A 20004-nucleotide genomic window follows, 5' to 3' on the forward strand; every position below is an offset into this window, starting at 1 on the left:
CGCCGGGTGCACGAGACTGGAACTGACCCATGACGGTGAAGAGGCGAGGTCGGATATGCGTACGCGACCGCTGAGGGTGGCGCTGCTGGGCTGTGGAGTCGTCGGCTCAGAGGTGGCGCGCATCATGGCGACGCAACGGGACGACCTCGCCGCCCGCATCGGCGCCCCGGTGGAGCTCGCCGGGGTGGCGGTCCGCCGGCCGAACCGGTCCCGACCGGGGGTGCCCCCCGAGCTGATCACCGCGGACGCGGTCGAACTGGTCAAACGCGACGACATCGACGTCGCCGTGGAGGTCATCGGGGGCATCGAGCCGGCCCGTGAGCTGATCACCACCGCCATGGAGCACGGCGCCAGCGTGGTCACCGCGAACAAGGCCCTGCTCGCCGCCGACGGTGCCGCGCTGCACGCCGCCGCGGTGAAACACGGCGTGGACCTGTACTACGAGGCCGCGGTCGCCGGGGCGATCCCGCTGATCCGGCCGCTGCGCGAGTCGCTCGCCGGGGACACGGTCAACCGGGTGCTCGGCATCGTCAACGGCACCACCAACTTCGTCCTGGACCGGATGGACACCACCGGCGCCGGCTACTCCGAGGCGCTGGACGAGGCCACCACCCTGGGCTACGCCGAGGCCGACCCGACCGCCGACGTGGAGGGCTTCGACGCCGCCGCCAAGGCGGCCATCCTCGCCGGCATCGCCTTCCACACCCGGGTGACGGCCGCGGACGTGCACCGTGAGGGGATCACCGAGGTCACCGCGGCGGACATCGCCAGTGCCCGGGAGATGGGCTGCGTGGTGAAGCTGCTGGCGATCTGCGAGCGGACCGCGGACGGCGCCTCGGTGACGGCCAGGGTGCACCCGGCGATGATCCCGCTGAGCCACCCGCTGGCCAGCGTCCGCGAGGCGTACAACGCGGTGTTCGTCGAGGCCGAGGCCGCCGGCCGGCTGATGTTCTACGGGCCGGGCGCCGGCGGCGCGCCGACCGCGAGCGCGGTGCTCGGGGACCTGGTGGCGGTGTGCCGGAACAAGCTGAACGGGACCACGGGGCCGGGGGAGTCGGCGTACGCCAGGCTCCCGGTGCGCCCGATGGGCGACGTGGTGACCCGTTACCACGTCAGCCTGGACGTGGCGGACCGGGCGGGGGTCCTCGCCCAGGTCGCCACGGTCTTCGCCGAGCACGGGGTGTCCATCGACACGGTGCGTCAGCAGGTTCGGGGCGGAGAGGCGTCGCTCGTCGTGGTGACGCACCGGGCGTCGGACGCGGCCCTGTCCGGGACCGTCGCGGCGCTGCGGCGGTTGGACACCGTACGGGGCGTGGCCAGCATCATGCGCGTAGAAGGAGAGCAGCCCAAGTGAACGCGGTTGTCGGCAGGCCCAGCGAGGTGGGCCCGGGGCGTGGCCCCCACCAGTGGCGCGGAGTCATCGAGGAGTACCGGGACCGGTTGCCGGTGACCCCGGACACCCCCGTGGTCACCCTGGGCGAGGGTGGGACGCCACTGGTCAGGGCGCAGGTGCTGAGCGAGCGCACCGGGTGCGAGGTGTACCTGAAGGTGGAGGGCGCCAACCCGACCGGCTCGTTCAAGGACCGCGGGATGACGATGGCGATCTCCGCGGCCAAGGAGGCCGGGGCGCAGGCGGTGATCTGCGCGTCCACCGGGAACACCTCCGCGTCGGCCGCGGCGTACGCCGTACGGGCGGGGATGGTGTGCGCGGTGCTGGTGCCCCGCGGCAAGATCGCGCCGGGCAAGATGGGGCAGGCACTGGTGCACGGGGCGCGCATCCTGGAGGTGGACGGGAACTTCGACGACTGCCTGACCCTGGCGCGCGGCCTGTCGGAGCGCTACCCGGTGGCCCTGGTGAACTCGGTCAACCCGGTGCGGATCGAGGGGCAGAAGACGGCGGCCTTCGAGGTGGTGGACGCCCTCGGGGACGCCCCTGACCTGCACCTGCTGCCGGTGGGGAACGCCGGGAACATCACCGCCTACTGGAAGGGGTACCGGGAGTACGCCGCGGACGGCGTGGCCAGCCGCACCCCCCGGATGTGGGGGTTCCAGGCGGCGGGGGCCGCTCCGATCGTGAACGGGAAGCCGGTCGCCAGCCCGCAGACCATCGCCACCGCGATCCGGATCGGCAACCCGGCCTCGTGGCGGCTGGCCGAGGAGGCCAGGGACGCGTCCGGGGGGCTGATCGAAGCTGTGACGGATCGTCAGATCCTCTCGGCGTACCGCCTGCTGGCGTCCCGTGAGGGCGTCTTCGTGGAGCCGGCCTCCGCGGCGAGCGCAGCCGGTCTGCTCGCGGCCGCCGAGGCGGGCCGGGTCGAGCCGGGCCAGCGGATCGTGTGCACGGTGACCGGGAACGGGCTCAAGGACCCGGACTGGGCGGTGAGCGGCGCGCCGCAGCCGATCACCGTGCCGGTGGACGCCGACACCGCGGCCAAGCAGCTCGGCCTGGGCTGACCGCCCGCCGGCCCCGGCTGAGTGGCGCCCCGGAAAAGCCTTTCGCCGGGCTTGTGACCCGCTACAGCAACGCTCATCACCGGCCAAAACGCCGGTGCGAGCTGGACAGTTGCCGGAAGGAGCACGGGGTAGCACACGACACGCAGGATGCGCCGTTCGTGCGCCGTATGTCGCGTCGGAACCTCTCTTCGATAAGCTGTGGGCATCCGGCGGCTTGTTCCGCCGTCACGGACCACCCGGCCGGGGGCTCGGGGGTTGCTTCGCCATCCGCTCAGTTCAGGTTCCGCACACATCAGGTTCCGGCAGCCTCCCGGCAGCACAGCAGTACCCCGGATCACCGGGTGTCCCGGTGTGTTCCGTCCCGCACCTGGTGGACGGGGCGGAATGGCAGATTCCTACGAGGAGAGTCCACAGCGTATGGCCGGTCCCGCGTTCCGCGCCGCCGCAGTCCGGGTGCGCACGCCCGCGACCAGCGCGAACCTCGGCCCAGGCTTCGATGCCTGCGGCCTCGCGCTGGGTCTGTACGACGACGTGGTGGTCCGCGTGGCGGACTCCGGACTCCACGTCGACATCGCGGGGGAGGGCGCCAAGACCCTGCCCAGGGATGAGCGACATCTGGTGGTCAGGGCGCTCCGCACCGCGTTCGACCTGCTCGGCGGCCAGCCCCGCGGCCTCGAGGTGGTGTGCGCCAACCGGGTTCCGCACGGCCGCGGCCTGGGGTCGTCCTCGGCGGCGATCTGCGCGGGCATCGTGGCGGCCCGGGCGGTCACCATAGGCGGCTCCGAGCGGCTCGACGACGCGGGGCTGCTCGAGCTCGCGGGGGAGCTCGAGGGGCACCCGGACAACGTGGCGGCCTGCCTCCTCGGGGGGTTCACCATCGCCTGGACCGAGCACGGTGCGGCCCGCGCGGTGCGCCTCGAGCCGGCTTCCGCGGTGGCTCCCGTGGTGTTCGTGCCGGCCGCCGAGCTGGCCACCGAGACCGCCCGGGGCCTGCTGCCGCGGACCGTGCCGCACGTGGACGCCGCCGCCAACGCGGGGCGCGCCGCGCTCCTGGTGGAAGCCCTGTCGCGCCGCCCGGAGCTGTTGTTCGCCGCCACCGAGGACCGCATCCACCAGGAGTACCGCGCACCGGCGATGCCACACAGCGTGGCGCTGGTGACGGCGCTGCGTGACGAGGGGGTGCCCGCGGTGATCTCGGGCGCCGGGCCCACGGTGCTGGCGTTCGCCGAGGACGGGACAGCCGAGAAGGTGGCCGCGCTCGCCGGGGACGGCTGGGCCGCGCACCGACTCCAACTGGACTTGACGGGAGCGAGTGTCCTCCCGTTGGGGGCATGACCGGCGCCGTGCGCCGGAGCAGGTCAGCACAGCCATGGGAAAAGCCATCGGACGTCCGGTCGCCGGAGCGACGCGGGGGGAGGCGAGACCGTGACCAGGGGGTTTGAACAGCCATCGGGTACGGGAACGCAAGCCCCCGAGGTTGCCGTGGGCGCCGGGAGAACCAGCCGCCACACGACACGAAAAGCGGCTGGGGAGAGGGGGAATGTTTGCCGGATCCTGTAGTGTTAACCTCATGTCGGCACCAGGCGCCCTAAGAGGCGCAGTGCTCAGTGTCCCGACTTCAGAGGTATCCCCAGCACTGGTAATCCAGGTGCCGGAGTGTCCAACTTGGGAATCTCCGGTATCGCAATCTCTGGCATGGGAATCTTCAGAACTGGAATCCTCAGTACTGGAGCACCCAGCACCGGAGTGGCCAGCACTGGCCTCCCAAACGTGGGAGTGACCTCAAAGAACCGGGACCGTCACTCTCCGGGAACCACCCCACCACCTGCGCATCCTGCCTGTGTGGCGCTGGCTGTCCAGTACCGGAACGGCGCGAGTGACGACGACGGACTTCGCGCCGCCTGCCTTTCCGTCCAAGATCGGCAGGGAATCCTCTGACCGCCGTAGGGCGGACCACTCCGCCCGGACCTGCACCGACAAGTGGCAGATCCGGACAGCACAACCGGTCGCCGAGCCAGACAGGCCGACGCCCGCTCCAGGGAAGGACCCTTCGTGAGCGACACCACCGATCTGATGGGCGTGCGCCCGGACGCCGCGCCCACCCCGGACGCTCCCGCCGCTCCCGCCACCGGTGCCGCCCCCAGGCGCCGCCGATCGGGCACCGGCCTTAACGGCATGGTCCTGGCGGAGCTCCAGCAGCTTGCCTCCCGCCTTGGCATCAGCGGCACCGCCCGCATGCGCAAGAGCCAGCTCATTGAGGTGATCAAGGAGAAGCAGGCCACGCTCGGCGGCGCCGAGACCGCGTCCAAGGCGGCGTCCGACGGTACGGCCGGGAAGGCCGCGTCCGACAAGGCCACCACCAACAACGTGGCCGAGCGCGCCGCGTCCGACAAGGGCGCCGCCGAGCCGGCCGCCGAGAAGCCCAAGCGCCGGGCCACCTCACGGGCACGCACCGGGGACACCGCGGTCGCGGTGGACACCACCACCCAGCAGCAGATCGACATCCCCGGTCAGCCCCAGTCCGACGAGGCGCCGGTGGAACGACGCCGCCGTCGGGCCACCGCCCCCAGCGGCTCGCCCGAGACGGTGACCGCCGAGGCGGAGACCGGCCAGGGCAGGGAGTCCCGTGAGTCCGGCCAGGACACCAGGGCCGCCGCGGCCACGGACGGCGCCGAGGGCAGGGCGGCGGAGGGCGCCAGGACCGGCGAGGACCGCCAGGACGGCCGTCGGGGCCAGAAGAACGACCGCCGGGACCGCGGCGAGCGCGGGGAGCGCGGGGAGCGCGGGGAGCGCGGCGGCCAGCGTGACCGCCGCAAGGCGGGCGACGGCGCCGGCGAGGGCGGCGAGGGCCGTCAGCGGGACCGCCAGCAGGGACCGCAGGCCCAGGACGACGAGGACTTCGAGGGCGGCGGACGCCGCCGCCGGGGCCGCTACCGCGACCGTCGGGGTCGCCGCGGACGCGAGGACTTCGCCAACGAGCCGCAGGTCGCCGACGACGACGTCCTGATCCCGGTCGCCGGCATCCTGGACATCCTGGACAACTACGCGTTCATCCGCACCTCGGGCTACCTGCCCGGGCCGAACGACGTGTACGTGTCGCTGGCCCAGGTCCGCAAGAACGGGCTCCGCAAGGGTGACCACGTCACCGGTGCGGTGCGTCAGCCCCGGGAGGGCGAGCGCCGGGAGAAGTTCAACGCCCTGGTGCGGCTGGACTCCGTCAACGGCATGGCGCCGGAGAGCGGCCGTGGCCGTCCCGAGTTCAACAAGCTCACCCCGCTGTACCCGCAGGAGCGGCTGCGCCTGGAGACCGACCCCGGCGGCCTGATCAACCGGATCATCGACCTGGTGACACCGATCGGCAAGGGACAGCGCGGGCTGATCGTGGCCCCGCCGAAGACCGGCAAGACCACGATCATGCAGTCGATCGCCAACGCGATCACCCGCAACAACCCCGAGTGCCACCTGATGGTCGTCCTGGTCGACGAGCGTCCGGAAGAGGTCACCGACATGCAGCGCGCGGTCAAGGGCGAGGTCATCTCCTCGACCTTCGACCGGCCCGCCGAGGACCACACCACCATCGCCGAGCTCGCGATCGAGCGGGCCAAGCGGCTGGTGGAGCTCGGTCACGACGTGGTGGTCCTGCTGGACAACATCACCCGTCTGGGCCGTGCGTACAACCTGGCGGCCCCGGCGTCCGGCCGGATCCTGTCCGGTGGTGTGGACTCCACCGCCCTCTACCCGCCGAAGAGGTTCTTCGGTGCGGCGCGCAACATCGAGGACGGCGGCTCGCTGACCATCCTGGCCACCGCGCTGGTCGAGACCGGCTCGCGGATGGACGAGGTGATCTTCGAGGAGTTCAAGGGCACCGGCAACATGGAGCTCAAGCTCGACCGGAAGCTCGCCGACAAGCGGATCTTCCCCGCGGTGGACGTGGACGCGTCCAGCACCCGCAAGGAGGAGATCCTGATGACGGGCGAGGAGCTGAACATCGTCTGGAAGCTCCGCCGGGTGCTGCACGCCCTGGACCAGCAGCAGGCCATCGAGCTGCTGCTGGACCGGATGAAGCAGACCAAGAGCAACGCCGAGTTCCTGATGCAGATCGCCAAGACGACGCCCGGCATGGGCAACAACGACTGACGTCGTCCCGCCGCGCGATCGAGCGTTCCGGGGGCGGGGTCCGCAGGCCACCAGGCCTGTGGACCCCGCCCCCGTTCGTCATTTCGACACGCCGTGCTTCGCCGCCGCGTTCGGGGGAACCCGGGAGAGGAACATCTGACCGGCAGCAACCGAGGAGCCGATGGCACAGCGGGGCGGTGGTGAGGAGAGAGTCGGGCCGGGGCGCGAAGGCGCCGGGTCCCGTCGGCTCCGGCGTGTCCTGAGGGTGCTGACCTGGCTGCTCATCGGTGTGGTGCTGCTGGTGGCCGGGGTGGTGGCCCTGCTCCACATCCTGTTCAGCGGCAACCTCGAGGGCATCGACATCGACGGCCAGCTCGGCGGCGACCGCCCCCGGGACGTGCCCAACGGCACCATGGACCTGCTGATCCTGGGATCGGACTCAAGGGCCGGGCAGAACGCCAGGTACGGGCGGGCGTCCGGTGCCCGGGCGGACACCGCGATGGTGGTGCACGTGGCCGCCGGCCACAAGGAGGCCACCGTGGTGAGCATCCCGCGGGACACCCTGGTGGACCGCCCGTCCTGCCGTCGCCCGGGGGGCGGACACACGCCGGCCCGGCAACGTGTGATGTTCAACGACTCCTACCGGGTCGGGGGCCCCGCCTGCTCGGTCAAGACCGTGGAGGCGATGACCGGAATCCGCATGGACCACTACCTGGAGATGGACTTCGCCGGCTTCAAGAAGCTGGTGGACGCCCTGGGTGGGGTGACCGTCACCACCCGCAAGCCCATCGACGACCGGGACAGCAAACTGAGGTTGCCCGCCGGCACCCACCACCTCGACGGCGAGGAGTCGCTCAGCTTCGTCCGCACCAGGCACGGCGTGGGCGACGGCAGTGACCTGGCCCGGATCGAGCTCCAGCAGCGCTTCCTCACCGCACTGCTGAACAAGGTGCACGACCGCAGGCTGCTCACCAACCCGGCCAAGCTGTACCGGGTCGCCGACGCCGCCTCCGGGGCCCTGACCACCGACTCGGAGATCGCCTCCGTGAAGGGGGTCACCGACCTCGCCGACGACCTCGGGGGGATCAAGTCGGACCGGCTCACCACCATGGTCCTGCCGGTCGACTACGACTCCGCCGACCCCAACCGACTGGTCCCCCGCGGCCCACAGGCCCGCCAGGTGTGGGCCGCGCTCCGGGCGGACCGCCCCGTGCCCGAGTCGGCGCTGAACGCCAGGCCCGAGCCGGCCAGGACCGACCCCCACCCGCCGGTGACCTCCCGGCTCGCGCCCGTACCGCGCTGACCGCCCACCGGCCCGCGCCCACCTGGGGCGGGGTTCCCCGGTTCCGGTGAGGTCCCCGGAACGGCGGAATAACCCCCGGCCGGGACCTGTTTTGATCCATGCGTACCTGTACTGGCAAACTGGTGCGTCGGCCCCGGTTCACGTGCGGCAGCCGGCCGCTCGACCCGGTGCCCTCCCTGACATTTGGAGAGCCCGTGAAGCCCGATATTCACCCCGAGTACGTGGAGACCCAGGTCACCTGCACCTGTGGTGCCTCCTTCACCACCCGTAGCACTGCCAAGGGCGGCCAGATCCGTGCCGACATCTGCTCGCAGTGCCACCCGTTCTACACGGGCAAGCAGAAGATCCTCGACACCGGTGGCCGGGTGGCCCGGTTCGAGGCGCGGTTCGGCAAGAACGCGAAGGCCGCCAAGAAGTAGCGACCGTCAAGCGCCGGTTCTCGGTCAGCCCAGCCCACGGGTGACCGGACCGGCGCTTTGTCGTCCCGATCCGGCGTCCGCACCACCCGTGCGACCAGTCCCACCTCCCACCACAGCGGCGCAAGCGAAGGGGAGCCCACAACCATGTTCGAGGCGGTCCAGGACCTGATCGGCGAGCACGCCCTCCTGGAGCAGCGGCTGGCCGACCCGGCGCTCCACACCGACCAGGCCGAGGCGCGCAGGCTGAACAAGCGCTACGCCGAGCTGACGCCCATCGTGACGACCTACCGTGACTGGCAGAGCACCGGCGAGGACATCGAGACGGCCCGCGAGCTCGCGGCGGAGGACCCCGAGTTCGCCGTCGAGGTCAAGACGCTCCAGCAGCGCAACGAGGAGCTGACCGACCGGCTGCGGCTGCTGCTCGTCCCCCGCGACCCCAGCGACGACAAGGACGTCATCCTGGAGATCAAGGCGGGGGAGGGCGGCGAGGAGTCCGCCCTGTTCGCCGGCGACCTGCTGCGGATGTACCTGCGGTACGCCGAGCGCGTCGGCTGGCGCACCGAGCTCCTCGACGCCAACGAGTCGGACCTCGGGGGCTACCGGGACGTCTCGGTGGCGGTGAAGTCCCGCGGCCAGGTCGAGCCCGGGGCCGGTGTGTGGGCCCGGCTGAAGTACGAGGGCGGGGTCCACCGGGTCCAGCGGGTCCCCGCGACCGAGTCCCAGGGCCGCATCCACACCTCGGCAGCCGGGGTGCTGGTGATGCCCGAGGCGGAGGACGTCGAGGTGGAGATCAACCCCAACGACCTGCGGATCGACGTCTACCGTTCGTCCGGGCCCGGCGGCCAGTCCGTCAACACCACCGACTCGGCCGTGCGGATCACCCACCTGCCCACCGGCATCGTGGTCTCGTGCCAGAACGAGAAGAGCCAGTTGCAGAACAAGGAGCAGGCGCTGCGCATCCTGCGGGCCCGGCTGCTGGCCGCGGCGCAGGAGGAGGCGGACCGGGAGGCGTCGGACGCCCGCCGCAGCCAGGTCCGCACGGTGGACCGCTCCGAGCGGATCCGCACCTACAACTTTCCGGAGAACCGCATTTCGGACCACCGGGTGGGCTTCAAGGCGTACAACCTTGACCAGGTGCTGGACGGTGAGCTCGACCCGGTGATCCAGGCGTGTGTGGACGCGGACTCCGCGGCCAAACTCGCCGCCGCCCAGTGAGGGCGCCGTCCGGCGCCGGCCGACTGCGCGAGGAGGCGTGACGTGAACCTGCTGCTCGCAGAGGTGGCACAGGCCACCCAGCGGCTGGCCGACGCCGGCGTGCCGTCGCCACGGTTCGACGCGGAGGAACTGGCCGCCTACGTGCACGGGGTCAAACGCGGGGAACTGCACACCGTGCCGGACGCCGACTTCGACGCCAGGTACTGGGAGGCGGTGGCCCGCCGGGAGGCCAGGGAACCGCTCCAGCACATCACCGGGCGGGCCTTCTTCCGCTACCTGGAGCTACGGGTCGGCCCCGGTGTGTTCGTCCCCCGGCCGGAGACCGAGTCGGTGGTGGGCTGGGCGATAGACGCCCTGCGGGCCATGGACGTGGCCGAGCCGCTGGTCGTGGACCTGTGCACCGGGTCGGGGGCGATCGCCCTCGCGCTCGCCCAGGAGGTGCCGCGGAGCACCGTGCACGCGGTGGAGCTGGACGAGCGGGCACTGGCGTGGGCCCGTCGGAACGTCGCCGGCTCCCGGGTCGTGCTCCACCACCAGGACGCGCTGCACGCCCTGCCCGGGTTCGACGGCCAGGTGGACCTGGTGATCAGCAACCCGCCGTACGTTCCGCTCGAGGAGTGGGAGAACGTCGCCCCCGAGGCCCGCGACCACGACCCGGAGCTCGCGCTGTTCTCCGGGCAGGACGGCCTCGACACCATCCGTGGCCTGGAGCGCACCGCCCGCCGCCTGCTGCGCCCCGGCGGCGTGGTGGTGGTGGAGCACGCCGACACCCAGGGCGGTCAGGTTCCGTGGATCTTCAACGAGGACGCCGGCTGGACCGACGCCGCCGACCACCGGGACCTGAACAACCGGCCCAGGTTCACCACGGCCCGCAGGGCCGTGCCGTGACCGCGGGTGGCACGGGCGACGACGAGGAGGGAGCGAGGCAGCCGTGACCGCTCGACCAGGAGCGACACCGCCGGGTGCGTACGTTCGGCGGCGCACGCGTCACAATGTCGCGCCGGGTACCAGCGCTCGCCTTGGGCGAGCGCGCCGCAACACAGCCAAGGAGGCCCCCTGATGGCACGCCGCTACGACTGCTCCGACGCGTCCGACCGCTCCATCGGCCTGCGCGAGGCCGCCTCCGCGGTCCGCCGCGGCGAGCTGGTGGTGCTGCCCACGGACACCGTCTACGGCGTTGGCGCCGACGCCTTCTCCGCCGAGGCCGTGGGTGACCTGCTCGAGGCCAAGGGCCGCGGCAGGAACATGCCTTCCCCGGTCCTCGTCGGCTCCCCGAACACGCTGCACGGCCTGGTCAGCGACTTCTCCGAGCAGGCCTGGGAGCTGGTGGACGCGTTCTGGCCCGGCGCGCTGACCCTGGTGGCCAAGCACCAGCCGTCGCTGCGCTGGGACCTGGGTGACACCCGTGGCACCGTCGCGGTGCGCATGCCGTTGCACCCGGTGGCGATCGAGCTGCTCACCGAGACCGGCCCGATGGCGGTCAGCAGTGCCAACGCCACCGGGCGCCCGGCCCCGCAGGACTGCGACACGGCCCAGGAGATGCTCGGCGACGCCGTCTCCGTGTACCTCGACGGGGGACCGACCCCGGACATCGTCCCTTCGTCCATCGTCGATGTGACCGGTCGGGTCCCGGTGCTGCTGCGCCAGGGAGCCATCTCGCTGGAGGAGCTGCGCGCGGTGGTACCGGGCACGGGGGCGGCCAGTTGACCGGGCCCCACCGGCCGCCGGGTGGGACCGCGGGGCCCCAGCGGGGCATACCAGGCCACACTCCCTCGTACGACTGTTTCCGCATCCTGCACGTGTGCACCGGCAACGTCTGCCGCTCACCCATCGCCGAGCGGCTGACCAGGCACGAACTACACCTGCGGCTCGGCGAGGGAGCGGCCGGGATCGTGGTGGAGAGCGCCGGGACCTGGGGGCACGAGGGTGCCCCCATGGAGAGCCACGCCGCCGCGGTGCTCACCGAGTACGGGGCGGACCCGGACGGTTTCACCGGACGGGAGCTGCTCGACGACCACGTGGTCGAGGCCGACCTGGTGTTGACCGCGACCCGGGACCACCGCGCCCAGGTGATCTCCATGGGGCACGCGGCGGGCCTGCGCACGTTCACCCTCAAGGAGTTCACCCGGCTGGTGCGGGCCATAGACCCGGCCACGCTCCCCCAGGACGGCGGGGTGATCGCCCGGGCCCGCTCCCTGGTCCGGGCGGCGGCGGCGCTGCGCGGGTGGCTGATGGCCCCCACCCCGGACGCGGACGAGGTGTACGACCCGTACGGGGCGCCGCTGACGGTCTTCCGCAACTGTGGCGACGAGATCTACCACGCCCTCGACCCGGTGGTGACCGCGTTGACGGGTGTCTCCGGCCCCGTGGCCGTGCCGTGGCGGCGCTAGGGTGACGCCCCGGGGGACTCGGTGGCCACGGCGCACCCGAGCCGCTACGGGGACCCGCCAGGCACTCGGGTGGGGGTCCCCGGTACGCTCACCACGTCGGGTCATGGCACCGTCACCGTCCGCGGTGGCCAGGTGTCCCGTTCCGGCGACGTCCCGACGGGTGCAACCGTTCGCCGGGCCCAGGAGTCTTCCTCGGTGCCCTGTCCGTCCCCGTCTCACGCGTCTCCGCACTGTCAGCCTCAGTACCGTCGGTGGCCGTCCGTTGTCTCGTCCGCTTTGGTTTCTGTCCGTTTCGAGCAGTGAATCGTCCGAGTCCCGTTGGTTTCCGTCCTGTTCCTTGCAGTGCGGTTGCTCCGGGGCCAGTGCGGCGCCGAGCCCGCGGGTGCGGTGCCCCGAGGGAGCGGCGTCCCGTCCCGCCCCATCCAGGTGCGCAATTTTGTCCACTTCTGCTCCTGACCGTCACCCGAACGTCGGCCGGCACGGTCGTTTCGGCGTTCGCGGTGACCTGAGCCACACGCATAGGGTGTGATCCGTGAGGACGCAGCGAGACCAGTCACCCCGGACGAGGGGCCGCCGTGCGTGAGTACCTGCTGACCCTCCTGGTGACCGCGGCCGTCACCTACCTGCTCACCGGACCGGTCCGGAAGTTCGCCATCGCCGCCAAGGCGATGCCGGAGATCCGGGAACGGGACGTGCACCGGGAGCCGACCCCCAGGCTGGGCGGCATCGCGATGTTCGGGGGGCTGTGCGTGGGTCTCCTGGTCGCCTCGGAACTCCCCCACATCGGAACGGTCTTCACCGAGACCGACGAGCCCCGGGCGCTGTTGTCCGGGGCCGGGCTGATCTGGCTGCTCGGGGTGCTGGACGACAAGTGGGGCGTGGACGCGCTGATCAAGCTCGGCGGGCAGATGGTGGCCGCCGGCGTGATGGTCCTGCAGGGCCTGCAGATCCTGTCCCTGCCGGTGCCGGGGATCGGCCAGCTCACCCTGACGCCGATCCAGTCCACCCTGCTCACCGTGGCGCTGGTGGTGGTCACCATCAACGCGGTGAACTTCGTGGACGGCCTGGACGGGCTGGCCTCGGGCATGGTGTGCATCGCCGCCATCGCGTTCTTCGCCTACGCCTACCGTCTGTGGTTCGGCCACAACATCGAGTCGGCCGCGCCGGCGACGCTCTTCAGCGCCATCCTCATCGGCATGTGCCTGGGCTTCCTGCCGCACAACCTGCACCCCGCCCGCATCTTCATGGGCGATTCCGGATCGATGTTGATCGGTCTGATGCTCTCCGCCTCGGCGATCTCGGTCACCGGTCAGGTCAACTACGACGACCTGGTGAACGAGGCCAACGGCTCGCAGACCGAGGCGGTCTACGAGATGGTCCCGGTCTACATCCCGCTACTGCTGCCGTTGGCGCTGATCGCGGTGCCCATGACCGACCTGGTGCTGGCAGTGGTCCGCCGCACCTGGAACGGCAAGTCCCCGTTCGCCGCGGACAAGCAGCACCTGCACCACCGGCTGTTGGAGATCGGGCACTCGCACAGCAGGGCCGTGTTGATCATGTACTTCTGGTCGGCACTGATCGCCCTCGGCACCGTCGCGTTCTCCGTGCAGTCCAACTCCACCGTGCTACCACTGGTCGGTATTGTCCTGTGCGCGATCGGTCTCGTTGTGCTGTTGATGCCGAGGTTTCGGCCCAAGGCCCCAGAGTGGTCACATTCGTTCGTTCCGCCCCGTTACCGGGCCGGGCGAGGCCGGGCGGCCCGGCGGCTGGGCGAGGCGTCGCCGACAGAGCAGCCGTCACTCAACGGAGCCACCGCGATGGGCGGCCGGCACAGGTCCGCGAACCGCCCCCACGCGCACTCCGCGGCGGGAACGCAGGGGGGAGAGGGGTAGCGGAGGCATTGTCCCGCCACTGGCGCGAACCCGTTGGCAAGAGCCGGATCGTGTGACAGGGAGCACATCTGGCAGGTAAAGCTCTCATCAAATAGTTTGTGATACCGTTCACGAACACCAGGGGTAGCGCCGAAAGACCACACGGAACGGCCATTCGCCACCGGGAGTGCGCCTCGAGTTCCACCTCGGGCTGTGCCTCGCTCGTCGATCGGTGTTCCCCGCCCCTTCGTCACTGTCAGTCACGTGAGTACCGCTGTCCTCCAACCCGCCGGAGCTGCCCGCATGCAGTCCAACGACGCCCGGATCCTGCTGAGCGCCGCTGTTCCCACCGCTGCCGTCGGCGTCGTCGCCATCGGGATCTCGGTGGCCGTGGCCGGGAGCAAGGGGGCCATCGGCGCGGCCTTCGGCCTGGTGCTGGTGCTCGCGTTCTTCTCCGCGGGGCTCGTCGCCCTCCAGCGGTCAGCCAGGTCGCTGCCGCACCTCTTCCAGGCGATGGGAATGCTGGTCTACACCACGCAGCTCCTGCTGTTGGCGATCGTGCTCGCGCTGGTGAAGGACACCGAGGCGTTCAACCCCAAGGCGTTCGCGTTCACCCTGATCGGCTGCACGGTGGCCTGGGTCGCGGCCCAGGCGCGGGGGCACATGAAGGCCAAGATCCTGTACGTGGACCCGGCTTCCGGGGCCGACGGGCCGGCCAAGCTCACGGAGCCCCGGACATGACAACCAGGGGTCGTGTCGGGAAGATCTCCGGCGCCTGCTATCGTCCGGTGCCAACTACGGCTCAGCGAGCGAGGGCAGTCGCTGTGCCCGGATCGTTCATCCGGGACGGCGGCGGCCCACGCTTTCGCATGCGCCTTTCGGGCCCCTCGGTCCCTCCCTATCCGCACGACCTGTCCAGTGCCGCTCCGCGGCTCGCGCCGCGCCGACACATCGAGGTAGCCGTACCCATGCGTTATGCCGAAGGAGCTCGCGGTGAGTGCTGACCAGATGCTCGCCTTCGAGACCGACTGCCACATCTTCGACGGTTGCGGTTTCCCCTCACCCGGCCTGAGCTCCTTCCTCTTCAAGCCGATGTTCGAGGTCGGCGGATTCGAGTTCAACAAGCCGATGCTGCTGGCGCTGCTCTCGACGCTGGTGGTGTGCGGCTTCTTCTGGGCGGCGTTCGCCAAGCCGAAGGTGGTCCCGGGCAAGCTCCAGATGGTCGGCGAGGCGGGGTACGACTTCGTCCGGCGGGGGATCGTCTACGAGACGATCGGCAAGAAGGAGGGCGAGAAGTACGTCCCCTTCATCGTCTCGATGTTCTTCTTCATCTGGATCATGAACATCTGGTCGGTCGTCCCGCTCGCCCAGTTCCCAGTGCCCTCGCTCATCGCCTTCCCGGCGGGCCTGGCGGGCGTGGTCTGGCTCACCTGGATGTCGATCAACTTCAAGCGCCACGGCTTCGTGGGCGGCATCAAGAACCTGTGCTACATGCCGGGGCTGCCCAAGGCGATCTACCCCCTGCTGATCCCGATCGAGTTCCTGTCGAACGTGCTGGTCCGGCCGTTCACCCACGCGGTGCGGCTCTTCGCCAACATGTTCGCCGGCCACCTGCTGCTGCTGATCTTCACCATCGCAAGCTGGTACCTGCTCAACGGCATCGGTATCGCCTACGCGGGGGTGTCGTTCGTCATGGTCGTGGTGATGACCATGTTCGAGCTCTTCATCCAGGCGTTGCAGGCGTACGTCTTCGTCCTGCTGGCCTGCACCTACATCGAGGGTGCCCTGCACGCCGACCACTGATCCACCACACACCCGCACCCAGAACGTCCGGTGGCCAAACCCCACCGGCCCCGTGAAGAAGAAGGAAGAAACGGCATGTCCGCTCTCCAGACCCTCGCCGCCGACGGCATCCACGGCTCCGTCGCCTCGATCGGCTACGGCCTGGCCGCCGTCGGCCCCGGCATCGGTGTCGGCATCATCTTCGGTAACGGCACCCAGGCCCTGGCCCGTCAGCCCGAGGCCGCCGGCCTGATCCGGCAGAACCAGATCCTCGGCTTCGCGCTCTGCGAGGCGCTCGCCCTGATCGGCATCGTCATGCCGTTCGTCTTCGGCAAGTGATCCGGGACGACCGGTAGGCCCATTCACACGGCCAAAACAGACGGAAGGTCCAGACGTGAATCTCCTGCACATGGCGTCAGAGGAAGAGCAGAATCCTCTAGTCCCCGAGATTCCGGAGCTCGTCGTCGGTCTGCTCGCCTTCGGGATCGTCTTCTGGCTCTTCTACGCCAAGCTCGTGCCCAGCATCAACAAGGTGTTGGACGAGCGGCGGGAAGCCATCGAGGGCGGTATCGAGAAGGCCGACGAGGCTCAGGCCGAGGCCCAGCGGGTGCTGGAGGAATACCGCGCCCAGCTCGCCGACGCGCGGCACGAGGCCGCGCGCCTGCGCCAGGAGGCGCAGGAGCAGGGCGCGGCGCTCATCGCGGAGATGCGCGCCGAGGGCCAGCGGCAGAAGGAAGCCATCATCGAGGCCGGCCACACCCAGCTCGAGGCCGACCGCAAGCAGGCGGCGCAGGCGCTGCGCCAGGACGTGGGCCGGCTGGCCACCGACTTGGCCGGCCGGATCGTCGGCGAGTCCCTCGAGGACCACGCCCGGCAGAGCCGCATCATCGACCGGTTCCTCGGCGAGCTCGAGGAGCGGGCCGAGGAAGGCGTCAGGCGATGAGGTCGCCGCGAGACGGGGAGCGTGAGGCATGAACGGCGCGAGTCGTGAGGCGCTGGCCGCCGCACGCGAGCGGCTCGACGCGCTCACCGACAACACCTCGGTGGACGCCGGGGCGGTCGCCAGCGAGCTGGCTTCCTTCGGGCGCCTGCTCGACCGTGAGGTGGCGCTGCGGCGCTTCCTGACGGACCCGGCCCAGGACGGGCAGGCCAAGGCCGACCTGCTGGGTCGGTTGCTCACCGGGCAGGTCAGGGGGGAGACCCTGGACCTGCTGGGCGGCATGGTGCGGTCCCGTTGGTCCCGCCCGCGGGACCTGGCGGACGCGGTCGAGGAGCTGTCGGTCACGGCAGAGCTCGTCGTCGCCGAACGGGAGGGCCGCCTGGACGACGTCGAGGACGAGCTCTTCCGGTTCAGCCGGATCCTGCAGTCCTCGACCGAGCTGCGGCAGGCCCTGACCGACCGGTCGGCTCCCGGCACCGCCCGTGGGGACCTGATCGGCTCGCTGCTCGGCGGAAAGGCCCACGCGGTCACGGAACGGCTGATCACCAGGCTGGTCACCCACCCGCGTGGCCTTAGCCTGGATGTGGGGCTGGAGAACTACTCCAGGCTGGCCGCGGCCCGGCGCGGGCGCATGGTCGCCGTGGTGACCACGGCGGTCCCGCTGAGCTCCGGGCAGAAGGACCGTCTCGGCTCGGTCCTGGCCCGGCTGTACGGGCGCGACGTGCACCTGAACCTCGACGTGGACCCCGAGGTCCGCGGCGGGATCAGCGTGCGGGTCGGCGACGAGGTCATCGACGGCTCGATCAGCAGCCGCCTGGACGAGGCGGCCCGCCGGCTGGCCGGTTGAGCCCGGCCTGCCGAAGTCGGCACAACTCAACAAGCATGGATTGATGCGGCCCGGGTTGGGCCGTGCCAGACACGCGGTCGCCGGTGACGGCGGCCCGGGCCCAACTAGGGAGAGCAGGGACACCAGATGGCGGAGCTCACGATCCGGCCGGAGGAGATCCGGGACGCGCTGGAGAACTTCGTCCAGTCGTACAAGCCGGACGCGGCCTCGCGCGAGGAGGTCGGTACCGTCACCGAGGCCGGTGACGGCATCGCCAAGGTCGAGGGGCTGCCCTCGGCCATGGCCAACGAACTGCTGAAGTTCGAGGACGGCACCCTCGGCCTCGCCCTCAACCTCGAGGAGCGCGAGATCGGTGTCGTCATCCTCGGTGAGTTCAGCGGCATCGAGGAGGGCCAGGCGGTCCACCGCACGGGCGAGGTCCTCTCGGTCCCGGTCGGCGAGGGCTACCTGGGTCGCGTGGTTGACCCGCTGGGCAACCCGATCGACGGCCTGGGCGAGATCGAGGCCAGCGGTCGGCGCGCCCTGGAACTCCAGGCGCCGTCCGTGGTGCAGCGCAAGAGCGTGCACGAGCCGTTGCAGACCGGCCTGAAGGCCGTGGACTCGATGACCCCCATCGGCCGCGGTCAGCGCCAGCTCATCATTGGCGACCGGCAGACCGGCAAGACCGCGCTGGCGATCGACACGATCATCAACCAGCGGGACAACTGGCGCTCCGGTGACCCCACCAAGCAGGTGCGCTGCATCTACGTGGCCATCGGCCAGAAGGGCTCCACCATCGCCTCGGTGCGCGGTGCCCTCGAGGAGGCCGGCGCGCTGGAGTACACCACCATCGTCGCCGCCCCGGCGTCCGACCCGGCGGGCTTCAAGTACCTGGCGCCCTACACCGGCTCGGCCATCGGCCAGCACTGGATGTACGACGGCAAGCACGTCCTGATCGTCTTCGACGACCTGTCCAAGCAGGCCGACGCCTACCGCGCCGTCTCCCTGCTGCTGCGCCGCCCGCCGGGTCGCGAGGCGTACCCGGGTGACGTCTTCTACCTGCACTCGCGGCTGCTGGAGCGGTGCGCCAAGCTCTCCGACGAGATGGGCGCCGGCTCGATGACCGGTCTGCCGGTCGTGGAGACCAAGGCCAACGACGTGTCGGCGTTCATCCCGACCAACGTGATCTCCATCACCGACGGGCAGTGCTTCCTGGAGTCCGACCTGTTCAACGCGGGCATCCGCCCGGCCCTGAACGTCGGTATCTCGGTCTCCCGGGTCGGTGGCTCGGCCCAGCTCAGGGCGATGCGGCAGGTCACCGGCCGGCTCCGGGTGGACCTCGCCCAGTACCGCGAGCTCGAGGCGTTCGCCGCCTTCGGCTCCGACCTGGACGCGGCCTCCAAGGCCCAGCTCGAGCGGGGCAAGCGGATGGTGGAACTGCTCAAGCAGGGCCAGTACCAGCCGTACCCGATCGAGGAGCAGGTCGTCTCGCTGTGGGCCGGCACCAGTGGCCAGATGGACGACGTGCCGGTGGAGGACATCTCCCGGTTCGAGAAGGAGTTCCTCGGCTACCTCGGCCGGGAGCGGAAGGACCTGCTCACGGGGATTGTCGAGACCGGCAAGCTGCCCGACGAGACCGTCGAAGCGCTGACCGACGCCGTCACCACCTTCAAGCGCCAGTTCGAGACCTCGGACGGCCAGTTGCTCGGTGAGGACGCGCCGAAGGTCAGCACCTCCAAGTGACGGAAGGAACCGGCTGACCCATGGGATCCCAGCTTCGGGTCTACAAGCGGCGCATCCGCTCCGTCACCGCGACCAAGAAGATCACCAAGGCGATGGAGATGATCGCGGCCTCGCGCATCATCAAGGCACAGCGCCAGGTGGCTGCGTCCACCCCCTATGCCAGTGAGCTGACCCGCGCGGTGACCGCGGTGGCCACCGGATCGACCACCAGGCACCCGTTGACCACGGAGGCCGAGCGCCCGACCCGGGCCGCCATGCTGTTGATCACCAGTGACCGCGGTCTCGCCGGTGGTTACACCTCCAACGTGATCAAGGCGGCGGAGCAGCTCACCGAGCGGCTGGACGGTCAGGGCAAGGAGGTCGTGTCCTTCGTCGTCGGTCGCAAGGGCGTGGGCTACTACGGCTTCCGCAACCGCCCGATCGCGCAGTCGTGGACCGGCTTCACCGACGCACCGACCTACGCGGACGCCAAGGAGGTGAGCGCGGCGCTGATCGACGCGTTCACCACCGAGACCGCGGAGGGCGGGGTGGACGAGCTGTACATCGTCTACACCGAGTTCCTCTCCATGCTGACGCAGACGCCGGTGGACCGCCGGCTGCTGCCGCTGAGCCTGGAGGGGGGTGCCGACGAGCCGGAGTCGACCGGCAAGGGCGAACTGCTCCCGCTGTACGAGTTCGAGCCGTCGGCGGACGGGGTGCTGGACGCCCTGCTGCCCCGGTACGTGGAGAGCAGGGTCTACAACGCGCTGTTGCAGGCCGCCGCGTCCAAGCACGCGGCCACCCGTCGAGCCATGAAGTCGGCGACCGACAACGCCGAAGAGCTCATCAAGTCGCTCACGCGGCTTGCCAACGCGGCCCGTCAGGCCGACATCACCCAGGAAATCAGCGAGATCGTCGGCGGCGTCGAGGCGCTCGCCGGCGCCGCCGCGGGGAGTGACTGAAGGA

The 20004-nt window shown here is 70.6% G+C and carries 18 protein-coding genes; all 18 read left to right on the forward strand.

Annotated features, from left to right (window positions below; genetic code table 11):
• The first annotated feature begins 55 nt into the window (after positions 1 to 55).
• The 18 genes from A3IG_RS0111270 (at position 56) to A3IG_RS0111355 (ending at position 20000) form a co-directional block, all read left to right on the forward strand.
• Entirely contained in the window at positions 56 to 1354 is a 1299-nt protein-coding gene (locus A3IG_RS0111270; RefSeq protein ID WP_026220151.1) for a homoserine dehydrogenase, read from the forward strand.
• Positions 1351 to 2454: a threonine synthase gene (gene thrC / locus A3IG_RS0111275; RefSeq protein WP_018383670.1), complete on the forward strand. Its 1104-nt coding sequence runs from the start codon at positions 1351 to 1353 to the stop codon at positions 2452 to 2454. Before A3IG_RS0111270 ends, thrC begins: the two co-directional genes overlap by 4 nt.
• Before the next feature lie 417 nt (positions 2455 to 2871).
• Positions 2872 to 3789, forward strand: a complete 918-nt coding sequence (gene thrB, locus A3IG_RS0111280; protein WP_018383671.1) for a homoserine kinase — start codon at positions 2872 to 2874, stop codon at positions 3787 to 3789.
• Between the two features lie 717 nt (positions 3790 to 4506).
• Entirely contained in the window at positions 4507 to 6591 is a 2085-nt protein-coding gene (gene rho / locus A3IG_RS0111285; protein WP_018383672.1) for a transcription termination factor Rho, read from the forward strand.
• A 160-nt stretch (positions 6592 to 6751) separates the two neighbouring features.
• On the forward strand, positions 6752 to 7873 hold the full coding sequence (locus A3IG_RS0111290; RefSeq protein ID WP_018383673.1) for an LCP family protein: 1122 nt from the start codon (positions 6752 to 6754) through the stop codon (positions 7871 to 7873).
• A 194-nt stretch (positions 7874 to 8067) separates the two neighbouring features.
• Positions 8068 to 8292: a 50S ribosomal protein L31 gene (gene rpmE / locus A3IG_RS0111295; protein ID WP_026220153.1), complete on the forward strand. Its 225-nt coding sequence runs from the start codon at positions 8068 to 8070 to the stop codon at positions 8290 to 8292.
• Positions 8293 to 8436: 144 nt separating this feature from the next.
• Positions 8437 to 9507, forward strand: a complete 1071-nt coding sequence (gene prfA, locus A3IG_RS0111300) for a peptide chain release factor 1 (protein WP_018383675.1) — start codon at positions 8437 to 8439, stop codon at positions 9505 to 9507.
• 42 nt (positions 9508 to 9549) lie between these two features.
• On the forward strand, positions 9550 to 10395 hold the full coding sequence (prmC, locus tag A3IG_RS0111305; RefSeq protein WP_018383676.1) for a peptide chain release factor N(5)-glutamine methyltransferase: 846 nt from the start codon (positions 9550 to 9552) through the stop codon (positions 10393 to 10395).
• Between the two features lie 171 nt (positions 10396 to 10566).
• Positions 10567 to 11214 (forward strand): L-threonylcarbamoyladenylate synthase, encoded by a 648-nt coding sequence (locus A3IG_RS0111310; protein WP_018383677.1) that lies wholly within the window; start codon positions 10567 to 10569, stop codon positions 11212 to 11214.
• Between the two features lie 47 nt (positions 11215 to 11261).
• On the forward strand, positions 11262 to 11897 hold the full coding sequence (locus A3IG_RS0111315) for an arsenate reductase/protein-tyrosine-phosphatase family protein (RefSeq protein ID WP_026220154.1): 636 nt from the start codon (positions 11262 to 11264) through the stop codon (positions 11895 to 11897).
• 575 nt (positions 11898 to 12472) lie between these two features.
• Positions 12473 to 13789, forward strand: coding sequence for an MraY family glycosyltransferase (locus tag A3IG_RS0111320; protein ID WP_018383679.1), 1317 nt, complete (start codon positions 12473 to 12475; stop codon positions 13787 to 13789).
• 282 nt (positions 13790 to 14071) lie between these two features.
• Positions 14072 to 14509 (forward strand): hypothetical protein, encoded by a 438-nt coding sequence (locus A3IG_RS0111325; protein WP_018383680.1) that lies wholly within the window; start codon positions 14072 to 14074, stop codon positions 14507 to 14509.
• A gap of 234 nt (positions 14510 to 14743) precedes the next feature.
• On the forward strand, positions 14744 to 15571 hold the full coding sequence (gene atpB / locus A3IG_RS0111330) for a F0F1 ATP synthase subunit A (RefSeq protein WP_018383681.1): 828 nt from the start codon (positions 14744 to 14746) through the stop codon (positions 15569 to 15571).
• Positions 15572 to 15646: 75 nt separating this feature from the next.
• A complete protein-coding gene (gene atpE / locus A3IG_RS0111335) occupies positions 15647 to 15889 on the forward strand; it encodes an ATP synthase F0 subunit C (protein WP_018383682.1) in 243 nt (80 codons plus the stop codon).
• Between the two features lie 70 nt (positions 15890 to 15959).
• A complete protein-coding gene (locus A3IG_RS0111340; RefSeq protein ID WP_040911258.1) occupies positions 15960 to 16493 on the forward strand; it encodes a F0F1 ATP synthase subunit B in 534 nt (177 codons plus the stop codon).
• A gap of 28 nt (positions 16494 to 16521) precedes the next feature.
• Entirely contained in the window at positions 16522 to 17337 is an 816-nt protein-coding gene (locus tag A3IG_RS0111345; protein ID WP_018383684.1) for a F0F1 ATP synthase subunit delta, read from the forward strand.
• Between the two features lie 126 nt (positions 17338 to 17463).
• Positions 17464 to 19059 carry a F0F1 ATP synthase subunit alpha gene (gene atpA / locus A3IG_RS0111350; protein WP_018383685.1) on the forward strand — a complete coding sequence of 532 codons (1596 nt, stop codon included), beginning with the start codon at positions 17464 to 17466 and terminating at the stop codon, positions 19057 to 19059.
• Between the two features lie 20 nt (positions 19060 to 19079).
• A complete protein-coding gene (locus A3IG_RS0111355; RefSeq protein WP_018383686.1) occupies positions 19080 to 20000 on the forward strand; it encodes a F0F1 ATP synthase subunit gamma in 921 nt (306 codons plus the stop codon).
• Positions 20001 to 20004: the final 4 nt, after the last annotated feature.

Origin of the sequence: Wenjunlia vitaminophila DSM 41686, from assembly GCF_000380165.1 — a bacterium.
Lineage (GTDB): Bacteria > Actinomycetota > Actinomycetes > Streptomycetales > Streptomycetaceae > Wenjunlia > Wenjunlia vitaminophila.

Excerpts from the sequence above, each read along its gene's own strand:
- A3IG_RS0111340 (WP_040911258.1), top strand. The coding sequence starts at position 15,960 with ATGGCGTCAGAGGAAGAGCAGAATCCTCTAGTCCCCGAGATTCCGGAG.
- A3IG_RS0111290 (WP_018383673.1), top strand. The coding sequence starts at position 6,752 with ATGGCACAGCGGGGCGGTGGTGAGGAGAGAGTCGGGCCGGGGCGCGAA.
- thrB (WP_018383671.1), top strand. The coding sequence starts at position 2,872 with ATGGCCGGTCCCGCGTTCCGCGCCGCCGCAGTCCGGGTGCGCACGCCC.
- atpA (WP_018383685.1), top strand. The coding sequence starts at position 17,464 with ATGGCGGAGCTCACGATCCGGCCGGAGGAGATCCGGGACGCGCTGGAG.
- A3IG_RS0111355 (WP_018383686.1), top strand. The coding sequence starts at position 19,080 with ATGGGATCCCAGCTTCGGGTCTACAAGCGGCGCATCCGCTCCGTCACC.
- A3IG_RS0111345 (WP_018383684.1), top strand. The coding sequence starts at position 16,522 with ATGAACGGCGCGAGTCGTGAGGCGCTGGCCGCCGCACGCGAGCGGCTC.
- A3IG_RS0111270 (WP_026220151.1), top strand. The coding sequence starts at position 56 with ATGCGTACGCGACCGCTGAGGGTGGCGCTGCTGGGCTGTGGAGTCGTC.
- A3IG_RS0111325 (WP_018383680.1), top strand. The coding sequence starts at position 14,072 with ATGCAGTCCAACGACGCCCGGATCCTGCTGAGCGCCGCTGTTCCCACC.
- A3IG_RS0111310 (WP_018383677.1), top strand. The coding sequence starts at position 10,567 with ATGGCACGCCGCTACGACTGCTCCGACGCGTCCGACCGCTCCATCGGC.
- prfA (WP_018383675.1), top strand. The coding sequence starts at position 8,437 with ATGTTCGAGGCGGTCCAGGACCTGATCGGCGAGCACGCCCTCCTGGAG.
- atpB (WP_018383681.1), top strand. The coding sequence starts at position 14,744 with ATGCCGAAGGAGCTCGCGGTGAGTGCTGACCAGATGCTCGCCTTCGAG.
- atpE (WP_018383682.1), top strand. The coding sequence starts at position 15,647 with ATGTCCGCTCTCCAGACCCTCGCCGCCGACGGCATCCACGGCTCCGTC.